This is a genomic window from Providencia sp. PROV004 (assembly GCF_011045615.1).
Taxonomy (GTDB): Bacteria; Pseudomonadota; Gammaproteobacteria; order Enterobacterales; family Enterobacteriaceae; genus Providencia; species Providencia rettgeri.
This window is the reverse complement of the sequence record NZ_CP042859.1, coordinates 805,726-819,686: the sequence shown is the minus strand read 5'-3', so window position 1 is coordinate 819,686 and position 13,961 is coordinate 805,726. Positions and strand designations below refer to the sequence as shown.

Below are 13,961 nucleotides of genomic sequence, written 5' to 3'. Positions count from 1 at the left end.
TGCTCCTTAAATTGACAGCTTGTTAATACGTTTACCGCCGTAAAGCAGGTTCACGATAGCACGTGTACCAACGATAGCTGTAAACATAGAGGTTGCGACACCAATCGCTGTCGTAATCGCAAAGCCTTTAATAGACCCAGTACCCACTGCATAGAGAATAATCGCAGTGATCAGTGTCGTTAAGTTTGCGTCTGTAATACTTGAGAAGGCGCCTTTATACCCTTCATGAATTGCTTGCTGAACAGATCGACCGTTCTTGAGCTCTTCTTTAATCCGTTCGTTAATTAGAACGTTCGCATCGACGGCAACCGCAAGGGTTAATACGATACCGGCAATACCAGGCATAGTCAGTGTTGCGCCCGGTAATAAGGACATCACCCCAACAATTAACACCAAGTTTGCCAACAGCGCGCTACTCGCAATCAGACCAAATTTACGATAGTAAATAATCATAAATAGGATAGAAGCTAACAGACCTGCGATACAGGCTTTCAGCCCTTGCTCGATATTTTGCATACCTAGTGTTGGACCAATGGTACGTTCTTCAACAATTTGGATTGGCGCAATCAACGCACCTGCACGTAACAGTAATGAAAGCTGGCGAGCTTCAGTGCCGTTAGTAATACCAGTAATACGGAATTTGCTACCAAAACGTGCAGAAATACGTGCCGCATTGATGACTTTTTCATCTTTCACCAAAATTGAACGGCCCGTTGCATCTTTCTTGCCACTGTCTTTGTATTCAACAAACAGCGTTGCCATCAGCTTGTCTTGGTTATCACGTGTAAAGTCAGACATGATAGAACCACCAGAACTATCAAGACTGATACTCACTTGTGGTTGACCGTTTTCATCCGCATCAGATGTTGAGTCGGTAATATGGTCACCCGTTAAGATCACACGCTTATATAAGACATAAGGCATGCCTTCACGGTCATATTTAACTTCTGAATCACCTGGTACACGGCCACTTTCCGCTGCAGAAGAATCCACAGCGGTATTCACTAGACGGAATTCTAATGTCGCAGTCGCACCTAAAATTTCTTTTGCGCGCGCGGTATCTTGAATACCCGGTAATTCAACCACAATTCGGTCAGCGCCTTGGCGTTGAACGAGTGGCTCCGCAACACCTAATTGGTTTACACGGTTGCGAATAATAGTAATGTTCTGAGAAACCGCGTAGTTACGTGCTTCACGTAAACGCTCGTCGGTCATCACTGCGATCATGGTGTTATCGCTGCCATCACTAAAGACTAAGTCTGGGTATTTACGAGACAATGCTTTTTCAGCTTGGCTACGATCATCCGCGTTACGGAAACGAACTTCCACGCTATAATCATTGCCTTTACGAATAGAAGAGTACGCAATGCCTTCTTGACGCAGGTCATTACGCAAACCATCCATGTTTTGTTCCTGCAATTTACCTAATGCAGTGTCCATATCAACTTCCATCAGGAAGTGAACCCCACCACGCAGATCAAGACCAAGCTTCATCGGTTCACCACCGATAGCTTCGAGCCACTTAGGCGTTGCAGGTGCAAGGTTTAATGCAACAACATACTGGTCACCCAGTGCATTCATGATCACTTCACGCGCACGTAACTGAACATCAGAGTTGTTGAATCGGGCTAAAATGGCCCCATTTTCTAGAGAGATAGATTTACTCTCAATTTTATCGTCTTTTAACGATTTCTGGACTTGGATCAGCGTTTGTTCATTGGCGGCGGTTCCCCGCACGCCAGTGATCTGAACAGCCGGATCCTCACCATATAGGTTTGGAAGTGCATAAAGCAAACCGATGAGGATCGCGAAGATCAACATCAGATACTTCCACAAAGGATAACGGTTTAGCACGGCAGTTCCCTTCGGGAGAATCAGAATTAAATTGCTTTCATTGTGCCTTTAGGTAAAACAGCAGCAACGAAATCACGTTTGATGGTTACTTCTGTGTTCTCACTCAGCTCAAGAACCACATAACCGGTTTCAGACACTTTAGTTACACGTCCGATTAAACCGCCAGTTGTTAAAACTTCATCACCTTTAGTGATAGATTCCATCAATTTACGGTGTTCTTTCGCACGTTTTTGCTGTGGACGCAAAATCATGAAATAGAAGATCAGCGCGAAAACAACAAGCATGATAACCATAGTGTACGGGCTACCTTGCGCTGGTGCACCTGCTGACGCCGCTGCTTCAGAAATAAAAAAACTCATTCAACTTTCCTCATTGTTTTATTGAAAGCAATTTTACATACAAAAAAGCTAAGTTTGATATGCTACACAGATTAATGGCATTTCGCACTTAAATTCATTCGATATTTAATGAAGGTTCAGGTTTACCAATCTTTTGGTAAAAATCTTTAGCAAACTCTTCAAAATTCCCATTTTCAATGGCTTGGCGAATACCGGCCATCAAGCGCTGGTAATAACGTAAATTATGGATGGTATTGAGCCTTGCACCAAGAATTTCATTACATCTATCAAGATGATGCAGATAAGCGCGGCTATAATGACGACAAGTATAGCAATCACACTCAGCATCCAGTGTTGATGTGTCTGATTTATACTTAGCATTACGAATTTTTACCACGCCATTTGTCACAAATAAATGCCCATTTCGCGCATTTCGTGTTGGCATCACACAATCGAACATATCGATTCCGCGACGAACCCCTTCCACTAAATCTTCAGGCTTACCAACCCCCATTAAATAACGAGGTTTTTCCGCTGGAATTTGCGGGCAGACATGTTCTAAGATTCGGTGCATATCTTCTTTCGGTTCGCCAACGGCTAAGCCGCCTACAGCGTACCCATCAAAGCCGATTTCCACCAGCCCCTTAACTGAAATATCACGTAAATCTTCGTAAACACTACCTTGAATAATACCGAATAAGGCATTTTTATTGTTAAGTTCGTCAAAACGTTGGCGGCTACGTGCAGCCCAACGCAGCGACATTTCCATTGATGTCTTTGCATAGTCCCAATCTGCTGGATATGGCGTACACTCGTCAAAAATCATGACAATATCTGAACCGAGGTCATACTGAATTTCCATCGACTTTTCAGGACTTAGGAAAACTTTTTCACCGTTGATTGGGTTACGAAAATGCACACCTTCTTCTTTAATTTTGCGCATCGCACCAAGACTAAAGACCTGAAAGCCACCTGAATCGGTTAAAATTGGGCCTTGCCATTGCATAAAGTCATGGAGGTCACCATGCAACTTCATAATTTCTTGCCCAGGGCGCAACCACAAGTGGAAAGTGTTCCCTAATAAGATTTGAGCACCAGTCTCTTTAACTTCTTCCGGTGTCATGCCCTTAACAGTACCGTAGGTTCCTACTGGCATAAATGCAGGGGTTTCCACCACACCGCGCTCAAAAACTAAGCGACCACGGCGTGCATTGCCATCGGTCGTTTGTAATTCATATTTCACGTTTGCCTCCTAGCAGCAGAAAAACAGTCTGTTGCTATTGATAATATTAATTTGCTAAGCAAGCAGCCGATGCCACCGCTTCAAACTGATTACTCACCAATTTTCTCGAATCGAGCATTTGTATTGGGGGTAATGAACATAGCATCACCATAACTAAAAAAGCGGTATTTTTGTTCAACGGCTTCTTTATATGCATTCATGGTGTTTTTGTATCCAGCAAACGCAGAAACCAACATAATTAATGTCGATTCCGGTAAGTGGAAGTTGGTGATCAGTGCATCTATCACCTGATATTCATACCCTGGATAAATAAAGATTTGGGTATCATCAAAAAATGGAGCAATTAAAGCATCTTGGCTCGCTTTTGCGGCACTTTCGAGCGACCGAACGGACGTTGTTCCAACAGCGATAACGCGGTTACCTCGTGCTTTACAGGCTAAAACAGCGTCTACGACCTCTTGTGGCACTTCTGCATATTCAGAATGCATAATGTGATCTTCGATAGTATCAACTCGTACAGGTTGAAAGGTACCGGCTCCCACATGCAATGTTACAAACGCCATTTCTACGCCTTTTTGGCGCAATGCTTCAAGTAACGGTTCATCAAAGTGTAAGCCCGCCGTTGGTGCTGCAACAGCCCCTGGTTTTTCACTATATACGGTTTGATAAAGTTCTTTATCTGATTCTTCATCAGGACGATCAATATAAGGCGGGAGAGGCATATGACCAATTTGGTTTAGAATGCTTAATACATCACGTTCATCGTCAAAACGCAGTTCAAACAATGCACCATGACGCGCGACCATCGTCGCATTCACGCTTTCATCTTCGCCTAGCAGTAATTCAGCCCCTTCTTTTGGTGCTTTTGATGCCCTAACATGAGCGAGCACGCGGTGTTCATCCAACATACGCTCAATCAGAACTTCAATTTTACCACCGCTAACTTTGCGCCCAAATAACCGTGCGGGGATCACGCGAGTGTTATTGAACACCAGCAAGTCACCATGCTCCAATTTTTCTAGAATATCGGTAAAAACACCATGCGTGAGCTGCCCTGAGCCGCCATCTAGGCTTAATAAACGGCAAGCACTACGCTCAGCCTGCGGATAATGGGCAATCAGTTCTTCAGGTAATTCAAAAGTAAAATCAGAAACACGCATTGTATTGACATCAATCTAAAAAAACAGGCGACTAGTCTAGTGCCGCACTGACTTTGGCGCAAGAAATAAGCGCAAGATCGGACAAAAAACCACCATTTTTTAACAAATAATTTGTTAGCAAAAAATTCTGCATACTATTTATCCATTCAAAGAATGAATTATTTCAATTTCAATAAACTTTTATAACAAATTGATTTCGACTTTTTTCTACTCGATAGGTATACCCATGAATTTCAAATTAGAGGAATTCTTTATTCCTCTGCCAAGTAATGTCCTGTGAGTTTCGAATTCAACATAATTACTGCTATAGTTTGAGCAATCAAAAAGTTAGCTAAGCTGCGTTGCATGTCCTATGGATTTCGAATCACAGGTAGGCAACTTACATAGATTCGAACTATCAAGAATATTTTTTCTTTTGTTTCTCAATGTTCATACCCCATGAATTTCGAATTAGAGCAAGGCAGCAAGCAAATTGATCCCTAGGAGCATACATCAGTATGTGACTAGGGTCGATTTGTGCAGCTAACACAGCTATAATTTGAAAGGCATCGGATATATCATAGGAGGATGAATTACCTAGCTCACCTCCACCTGGCCCATCTCGCTGGCAGCTCCTTACTCGGCAACATCATGGCTGACTACGTCCGCGGTAACCCTGTGGGCCTTTACTCCCCCGAAATTGTCTCTGGTATCTTTATGCATCGAACTGTCGACCGCATTACAGATACTCACCCTTTAGTCAAAGAAGCTAAATTGTTATTTCGTGATGAATATCGCCGTGTTGCCCCCATAACATTGGATTTAGTTTGGGACCATTTTTTATCGCTGCATTGGTCAACTATTGAGCCATCAATACCGCTAGTAGACTTTGTACGTGACTGCCGAAAAATAATTGAGCCGCAGCTTTGTCATACCCCTGAAAAATTCCAGGAGTTAAATGAATATCTCTGGCCTCAACAGTGGCTAATACGCTATGCAGATAAAAATTATATTGGAAAATCACTGAGTGGGATGGCAAGAAGACGCCCCAAGCTCAGTGCGCTAAGTGGTTCATTTGATGATTTTTTATTGCAGTATGATGCGTTAGAAACTATTTTCTTTCAATTTTATCCGCAAATGATGGCTAATGCGCTGCAACATTTTTTTGTACAGAATGTCACAATTAACACAAAGGAATAAATTAAAGCTTGCACTTTAGTGGAATAAAACTATCTTATTGATATTAATTTGATAAACCAGTATTATTGATAGTTAAAACCTATCACAATAATCGGTTTAAATGACTTTATTGTCAAAAGATCTTTTTCTATTCTTTCAGAAGTCTAAATCCACACTATTTATCAGTGATTAAATAGACAGGACAAAAAACTTTAATTCAAACTCATAGGAGTAAATTATGGTTCTGGTAACACGTCAAGCCCCTGACTTTACTGCAGCAGCTGTTTTAGGTAACGGTGAAATCGTTGAAAACTTCAACTTAAAAAAACACATTGCTGGTAAACCTGCTGTCATCTTCTTCTGGCCAATGGATTTTACTTTCGTTTGCCCTTCAGAGCTGATCGCATTTGACCGCCGCTATGAAGAATTCCAAAAACGTGGTGTAGAAATCATCGGTGTTTCTTTTGACTCTGAGTTTGTTCATAACGCATGGCGTCAAACATCCGTAGATAAAGGCGGTATTGGTGAAGTTAAATACCCAATGGTTGCTGATATCAAACGTGAAATCATGGCAGCATACGGCATCGTGCACCCAGATGCAGGCGTTGCACTGCGTGGCTCTTTCCTCGTTGACAAAAAAGGTGTTGTTCGCCACCAAGTGGTTAATGACCTACCATTAGGCCGTAATATCGACGAAATGCTGCGTATGGTTGACGCGCTGCAATTCCACGAAGAGCACGGTGATGTTTGCCCAGCTCAGTGGGAAAAAGGCCAAGAAGGTATGAATGCATCTCCAAAAGGCGTTGCTGACTACCTGACTAAAAACTCTGCAAAACTGTAATTCGTTACGCGAGTTTTAGAAAAGCGGGCATCAAGCCCGCTTTTTACTTTTGTGAACCAAGTCTATCTTTTCTCTTCCTACTCGCAATTATTCCACTCAGTTAACAATTCTTAACTCAAATACTCAATGTTTTGTATTATTGTGTGCTATACATTAAAAACACAAATAATTAACAAACTATTCATATTGAATATTTGTGCGATAGAACAACTCAATTAACCCTAACTGGGAGATACGAATGATAAAAACATCATTACGCCCTGCGGTTCTATTTCTTTCCTTACTTGTTTCTAATCAGCTGTATGCCGCTTCTGAACCTGCCGTTGAAGCAAAAAAAGGTATGGTTGTTTCCTCCCAACATTTAGCATCACAAATTGGGGCTGATATTCTAAAATCAGGCGGCAATGCTATTGATGCCGCTGTTGCGGTAGGATATGCACAAGCCGTAGTTAACCCTTGCTGTGGCAATATCGGCGGTGGTGGCTTTATGACTATTCATCTAGCCGATGGCAAAGATTTATTTATTAATTTCAGAGAAACCGCGCCCGGTGCCGCTAGTGCAGATATGTATTTAGACAAAGACGGTAAGTTAATCAAAGATGCGAGCCTATATGGCTACCTCGCGTCAGGTGTACCAGGTACCGTTAAAGGCCTAGACTATGCCTTAGAAAAATACGGTACGATGAGCCGCCAGCAAGTAATGGCGCCGGCTATTAAATTAGCAAGAGAAGGCTTTGTGCTGACTAGAGCGGATACTGATGTCCTCGACACCACGACAGAACGTTTTAAACAAGACCCAGAAGTCGCACGTATCTTCTTAAAACCGGATGGTCGTTCTTTCCAACCCGGTGACTTGTTAGTTCAGACCGATTTAGCTAACACCTTAGAAAAAATTGCCCAAAATGGCCCTTCTGCTTTTTACGAAGGAGAAATCCCCAAAATTGTGGAAGAAGCCTCTAAGAAAAATGGCGGCATCTTAACCGCAAAAGATTTTGCAGATTTTACTATCACAGATACAGCGCCTGTTAGCTGTACCTATAGAGGCTATCAATTTATTTCTGCACCACCACCAAGTTCAGGTGGAGTGACTATCTGCCAAACGCTTAATATCTTAGAAGGGTATGACCTCAAAGAAATGGGCTTTAACTCCGCGGACTATATTCATACTCTAACGGAAGCGATGCGCCATGCTTATATGGACAGAAATACCTTCCTCGGTGATCCTGAGTTTGTCGATAACCCAACGGAAAAGCTACTCAGCAAAGCCTATGCAGAAGAGTTACGCAAAGAAATCAAACCCAACCAAGCAACGCCATCCACGCAAGTTCAACCAGGAATAGGGCCTCACGAAAAACCGGAGACCACGCATTACTCTGTCGTCGATGAAAAAGGAAATGCGGTTTCAACTACTTACACGATTAATGGTCGCTTTGGCTCTGTGGTGATCCCGCCCGGAACTGGCTTTTTCTTAAACGATGAAATGGATGACTTCACCACCAAAGTAGGTGAAAAAAACCTGTATGGTTTAGTACAAGGTGAACGCAATTCTATTGCACCAGGTAAGCGCCCACTGTCATCCATGAGCCCAACTATCGTAACGAAAGATGGCAAAGTATTTCTAGTTCTCGGTTCACCCGGAGGCTCACGAATTATTTCGATTACGCTGCAAACCGCTTTAAATATTATCGACCATGGTATGCCACCACAAGAAGCCGTTAATGCACCGCGTATTCACCACCAGTGGCTCCCTGATGAGGTTTATTATGAGCAAAGAGGCGTTTCTAAAGACACCTTAGCACTACTCGATAAAATGGGTTACCAGATGGTTGAACAAACACCGTGGGGTGCCGCCGAGCTGATTATGGTCGCGATCCCTGAAGGAGCTGGTGTTAGTGCCAAATCTTCGGGTAATGATTCCGCTGTTTCAGGGAAAGTTCGCGAAGGTTTCATTTATGGCTCTAACGATGTACGTCGCCCAGCAGGGAGTGCTGTCGGTGTTGATTAATGGCCTAATAAAATAGAAAAAGGAGCTATTTAGCTCCTTTTTTGTAATTTCAATTAATTACACTTGCTTATGCTGTGCAGCAGGTGACACAAACTTATCGCATAAAATAGCCACGACCATCACAACAACAGTTGGTAATACCCAGACTAAGTCTTGTTTATACAGTGGCATTGCTGTCATCCATTCAGGAATATAACCTTTAAGATGGTCTGACGCTTTTACGGCACCGATTAAACCGACGACAAAGCTAACTAACATTGTCGGCGCAATCACTATCGTTGGGTTTTTCCACCACTTCAAAGTAAAGCTTAATAAAATTAAGACAATACAAGGTGGATAAATTGAAACTAGCACGGGTAATGAGAAGGCGATTAACTTACTCAAACCTAAGTTTGAGATCACCATGGAGAACACACCCAAGATCAATACCAGTTTACGGTAAGAAATCGGTACATAGCGGCTAAAGAACTCGGCACAGGCACAAGTTAAACCCACGGCAGTTACCATACAGGCAACAAAGATTAATACCGCAAGGAAGAAGCTACCGTAATTACCAAAAGTATATTGAACATAGGTATGTAAAATATCAGCGCCATCAGCAGGGTTTGGAATTAACGAACCGCTATTCTCACCAAGCTTAAACAAGGACAAATAGACCAGAGTTAATAATACCCCTGCAATTAACCCTGCCCACATAGTGTAACGGGTTAATAGTGAAGAGTTTTCGATACCCCTTGAACGCGCCGCATTAACAATAACGATACCAAATACCATAGCACCAAGGGTATCCATAGTTAGATAACCATTGATAAAGCCATTCGAGAAAGCCATCTCACGGTATTCTATTGTAGAAGGGATCGGATCCCCCGCAGGCCACATGACAGCCGCAATACCCAAAATAGCCAAGGCTAACATTTTTACAGGTGCTAAAATGTGCCCAACGCTATCAAGCAGTTTTCCGGGATATAGTGAAATACCGATAACTAGAACGAAGTAAACTACGCTGTAGATAAGTAACAGCATATCGGACTCACCACCGAATAAAGGTGCGATACCGACTTTATAGGATACAGTCGCCGTTCTTGGCGTTGCAAATAGAGGCCCTACAGACAAATAAGCAACAACCGCCAATAGTAACCCTGCCGTTTTGCCAACGGGTGTACTGAGCGCTTCAATGCCCCCACCCACTTTAGCTAGCGCAATAACGGTTAAAACAGGTAAACCCACGCCTGTAACCAAAAACCCTAGTGCCGCAGTCCAAACTTGTTCCCCTGCCTGCAAGCCAACCATGGGAGGAAAGATAATGTTTCCTGCCCCTACGAATAACGCAAAAGTCATAAAGCCTAATGCGATGATATCTCTTGATGATAAACGATGAGCCATATTATGTTATTTTTAAGTGACAAAATAGAAAATTATGGGTTTACACTTAGCAACCCTTTGAAATATATATAGCGAGATAGAATTCTGATAAACATACTGTTAACAATATAAAAAAGCATGTTTGTTTGTATCATACGAAATGAAAAGTCAAAAAACAGAAAAATTCGCCAATAACTGACAACAAGTAGAACTTTTATAGGGCAAAAAGGCAATAGCAAACCGAAAAACAAGAATAAATAACTAAACTAATTTTCAGAACTAGTGATTACTTTCAGTAAAATCCCAATACTCGTTATATGCTTTGCTCGAAAAATGAACAACTCGTCTTTTTCTGGTGATTAAAATTGATTATTTAACAGAATATATAATTAATGTGATAGCAATAATCAGCATTAAATATATATGTTTTGAATTTAATACAGGTATGGATTGATAAATAGAAATAATCCACTTTATTAATATTTTGATTATATTAACAAAGTGGAATTATTTACCCATTTTTAAGTTTTTTGTCATCAACAATAAATACTGGCGGTAAAGTAAATGAAAACTCACTCCCTTTACCTAATTGACTTGTTACCACCAATTGGCTGCTATGGTGCTGTAATGCATGTTTAACAATAGCCAACCCAAGGCCGGTACCTCCACCGCCTTGGCGGGAGCGTGCTTTATCTACCCGATAAAACCGTTCTGTCAAACGAGGAATATGCTCTGTAGGTATCCCTTGCCCGTTATCTCTCACACTAAAACGAGCACCCTGACCATTTCTTTGCCATTCAACCCAAATTTTGGTGCCTTCTGGCGTATGGCTGATTGCGTTATAGACTAAATTCGCCACTGCACTTCGTAATTGTTCTTCATTACCATGGACACGCAATTTTTCATCAACATGAAATTCAAACTGGTGGCGCCCTTGGCTTAAACTTAACGCTTCTTGCTCAATCATTTTGAGAATGACAGGGATATTCACTTGCTCATCAAGGTTAATTTGAGGAGCAATTTCTATACGTGATAACTGCAAAAGCTGTTTAACCAAGTTATCCATACGATGAGTTTGCTCTTGCATGACATGCAGTGCTTTTTTATTGGCCGCAGTGACATTTTCTTGGTCATCCATGACCTCAAGGTAGCCTTGAATGACAGTAAGAGGAGTTCGTAATTCATGGCTTACATTCGCAAAGAAGTCCCTACGGGCCTTTTCCAAACGGCGTTTTTCTGTCACATCTCGAGCTACCATCAATAACTGCCCTTCGGTATACGGCAAGATACGAAATTCAACAATTTCACCACTATTGAGCTCGATAGTCAGCGCTTGGTCATAACGCTTAATGGTGAAGTATCGGCTAAAATCTGGGTAACGTAATAAATTAAAAATATGTTGGCCATTATCTTCAGGCCAACGGAAACCGAGTAAAGCCTGCGCATGACGATTACACCAGAAGATATTCCCTTCTGTTGTCATCATAACCACCGCATCAGGTAGTGATTCTGCACCACTACGAAACCGTTTAATTAACTGGCCTAGCTCACGACGGCGTTTACGATTACGTTGTTGCATCTGGTAGATGCCATAAAATATCGGTTCCCACCCTCCTTTCCCCTCGGGTGGTAACATGCTTTTATCGAGCCACAACCAGTAAGAAAGTTTAAGTAGGTTATACCCATGCCATGTCAGTGCAGCAAGTAGCGATATCACTAATAGCCACGCTAGGTGGCCAATAAAAACCGATAAGATAAGGGCGGGTAAGATAAATAAAAACAGCCCCCAAATCAGCTGCTTAATCGATAAACGTTCAAGCACGCATGCCTCTCCCTTTGTGGTTTTTAGTAACGGATAGAAAAACGATAACCTGTACCGCGTACAGTTTGTACCATTTTATCATGACCTTCCGTCTCTAGTGCCTTTCTTAACCGCCTAATATGGACATCAACGGTTCTATCTTCCACATACACATTGGCTCCCCATACATAATTTAGTAGCTGTTCTCTACTATATACGCGTTCAGGGTGAGTCATGAAGAAATGCAGTAATTTATATTCAGTTGGCCCCATATCGATAGGGATTTCATTGCTGGTCACACGATGAGAAGTAGGGTCTAACGTTAACCCATTCATTTCAATAATATCTTCCGTCGCCATTGGTGAAATACGACGTAAAATTGCCTTTACCCGAGCGATTAATTCCTTTGGTGAAAACGGCTTAATCAGATAGTCATCCGCGCCAACTTCCAAACCTTTTACGCGGTCTTCTTCTTCTCCTCGTGCGGTTAACATCATGACAGGAACGTCACGTGTTGCGCTATCACGCTTCATATGCTTAATTACTTGGATACCGGAGCCCCCTGGGATCATCCAATCCAGTAGTACGAGATCGGGTAGAGGGTCAACGAGTTGTGCAATCGCACTGTCATAATCATCAGCTTCAATAGGCTGAAAACCATTCTGTTCTAATACAAAACAAACCATTTCTCGGATGGGCGCTTCATCTTCAACAACTAGAATGCGTCTTGCCATGATTGTTCCTGTAAAATTAAGAAGACATTTAAAATGTGAAAGTATTATGCGTCACTTTTATGACAGAATTATGAATATCAATGAGCAAAACTCATATTAATCTTTATTTTAGCGGTTAAATGTCATTTAAGTGAAATATTTCCGCAACATGGTAATAAAGCCGCAAACATCCCTCAACGAGTTATCTGGATCAGGTATACTTAGTTATCGAACGCTCGTGCACATTATTGTTGATAGGAATTGATAGCTCATGCGCATTATTCATACTTCAGACTGGCACCTTGGTCAGTATTTTTTTACCAAAAGCCGTGCGCCTGAGCACCAACATTTCTTGAATTGGCTCGTTGAACAAGTGGAATTACATCACGTTGATGCAGTCATCGTTGCTGGTGATATCTTCGATACAGGCTCTCCGCCTAGCTATGCACGTGAACTGTACAACAAATTTATTGTTGATTTACAAAAAACAGGCTGCCAATTAGTCATTTTAAGCGGTAATCACGACTCAGTTTCTGTACTCAATGAATCAAGTGCTCTACTTCGTTACTTAAATACACAAGTCATTACGTCGGGAAGTGAGCCCCATGTTGTTACCTTAGTCAATAAACAGGCTCAACCTATTGGTTTAGTCTGTGCCATTCCTTTTTTACGCCCTCGAGATATTCAACTAAGTATTGCAGGACAAAATATTGAAGAGAAACAACGCTCGCTGCAAACAGCTATTCATGATCATTACCAAGCCAGCTACCAACTCGCGCTAGAACAGCGAACCGCTTTGGGGCTGGATATTCCAATTATTGCAACAGGCCATTTAACTGTTGTCGGCGCAGCCTTAACTGACTCTGTACGAGATATTTATATTGGTACGTTAGATGCGTTTCCTTCAGGGGCTTTTCCGCCTGCTGACTATATCGCCCTTGGCCATATTCACCGGTCCCAAGTGATTGGAGGACAAGAAAATATTCGCTACTGCGGTTCACCTATTGCATTGAGCTTTGACGAAACAACACAACAAAAAAGTGTCTGCCTTGTTGAATTCAGCGGAAGTGAATTGACTCAAATCACACCACTGGAAATCCCGACTATTCAGCCATTACAAAGTATTAAAGGCTCCTTAAACCAAATAGAACAGCAATTAGAGATATGGAAAGATTACCAAGGTGATAAACCGGTTTGGCTTGATATTGAAGTTGCTTCACAAGATTACCTCGCTGATATCCAACAACGTATTGAAGCTTTGACACAAGACCTCCCAGTCGAAGTCGTAATACTACGCCGTGCACGCAAGCAAATACAGGGACAAAGCCAAACCTTGGCCAATGAAACATTGAGTGAACTCACCGTAGAAGACGTTTTTTTACGCCGCCTTGCTCAAGAGTCTTTAGAAGATCCTGAGCGTGAACAGCGTCTATTCCAGCTATTTCAACAATCTTATGACGCATTGCAACTGAGCAAGGAAAGTTAA

At 42.0% G+C, this 13,961-nt stretch carries 11 protein-coding genes; 4 read left to right on the top strand and 7 right to left on the bottom strand.

Translation table 11 applies throughout. The features are described 5' to 3' along the window. Positions 1-6: 6 nt before the first annotated feature. The 4 genes from secD to queA form a co-directional block, all read right to left on the bottom strand. The gene (secD, locus tag FVA69_RS03535; RefSeq protein ID WP_004914628.1) at positions 7-1,854 is read right to left on the bottom strand and encodes a protein translocase subunit SecD; all 1,848 of its coding nucleotides are present in this window, start codon (positions 1,852-1,854) and stop codon (positions 7-9) included. A 26-nt stretch (positions 1,855-1,880) separates the two neighbouring features. Beyond that, the gene (yajC, locus tag FVA69_RS03530; RefSeq protein WP_004905542.1) at positions 1,881-2,213 is read right to left on the bottom strand and encodes a preprotein translocase subunit YajC; all 333 of its coding nucleotides are present in this window, start codon (positions 2,211-2,213) and stop codon (positions 1,881-1,883) included. Between the two features lie 94 nt (positions 2,214-2,307). Continuing rightward, positions 2,308-3,435 carry a tRNA guanosine(34) transglycosylase Tgt gene (gene tgt / locus FVA69_RS03525; RefSeq protein WP_004914630.1) on the bottom strand — a complete coding sequence of 376 codons (1,128 nt, stop codon included), beginning with the start codon at positions 3,433-3,435 and terminating at the stop codon, positions 2,308-2,310. An 89-nt stretch (positions 3,436-3,524) separates the two neighbouring features. Next, the gene (gene queA / locus FVA69_RS03520; RefSeq protein ID WP_109911878.1) at positions 3,525-4,595 is read right to left on the bottom strand and encodes a tRNA preQ1(34) S-adenosylmethionine ribosyltransferase-isomerase QueA; all 1,071 of its coding nucleotides are present in this window, start codon (positions 4,593-4,595) and stop codon (positions 3,525-3,527) included. Between the two features lie 567 nt (positions 4,596-5,162). On the opposite strand from queA, the gene FVA69_RS03515 reads away from it, so the two are divergent. The 3 genes from FVA69_RS03515 (at position 5,163) to ggt (ending at position 8,599) form a co-directional block, all read left to right on the top strand. After that, positions 5,163-5,774: an ACP phosphodiesterase gene (locus FVA69_RS03515; protein WP_164528432.1), complete on the top strand. Its 612-nt coding sequence runs from the start codon at positions 5,163-5,165 to the stop codon at positions 5,772-5,774. Positions 5,775-5,991: 217 nt separating this feature from the next. Next, the gene (locus FVA69_RS03510) at positions 5,992-6,594 is read left to right on the top strand and encodes a peroxiredoxin C (RefSeq protein WP_164528431.1); all 603 of its coding nucleotides are present in this window, start codon (positions 5,992-5,994) and stop codon (positions 6,592-6,594) included. Between the two features lie 238 nt (positions 6,595-6,832). Next, complete coding sequence (gene ggt / locus FVA69_RS03505; protein ID WP_164528430.1) at positions 6,833-8,599, top strand: gamma-glutamyltransferase; 1,767 nt, start codon at positions 6,833-6,835, stop codon at positions 8,597-8,599. Between the two features lie 57 nt (positions 8,600-8,656). Here ggt and brnQ read toward each other — a convergent pair whose 3' ends face one another. The 3 genes from brnQ to phoB all read right to left on the bottom strand — a co-directional run bounded on the left by brnQ (position 8,657) and on the right by phoB (position 12,496). Further along, positions 8,657-9,982: a branched-chain amino acid transport system II carrier protein gene (brnQ, locus tag FVA69_RS03500; RefSeq protein WP_004914636.1), complete on the bottom strand. Its 1,326-nt coding sequence runs from the start codon at positions 9,980-9,982 to the stop codon at positions 8,657-8,659. Between the two features lie 490 nt (positions 9,983-10,472). Next, complete coding sequence (gene phoR / locus FVA69_RS03495) at positions 10,473-11,783, bottom strand: phosphate regulon sensor histidine kinase PhoR (RefSeq protein WP_004914637.1); 1,311 nt, start codon at positions 11,781-11,783, stop codon at positions 10,473-10,475. Between the two features lie 23 nt (positions 11,784-11,806). Next, positions 11,807-12,496 carry a phosphate regulon transcriptional regulator PhoB gene (gene phoB, locus FVA69_RS03490; protein ID WP_004914638.1) on the bottom strand — a complete coding sequence of 230 codons (690 nt, stop codon included), beginning with the start codon at positions 12,494-12,496 and terminating at the stop codon, positions 11,807-11,809. A 250-nt stretch (positions 12,497-12,746) separates the two neighbouring features. On the opposite strand from phoB, the gene sbcD reads away from it, so the two are divergent. Then, on the top strand, positions 12,747-13,961 hold the full coding sequence (gene sbcD / locus FVA69_RS03485; RefSeq protein WP_164528429.1) for an exonuclease subunit SbcD: 1,215 nt from the start codon (positions 12,747-12,749) through the stop codon (positions 13,959-13,961).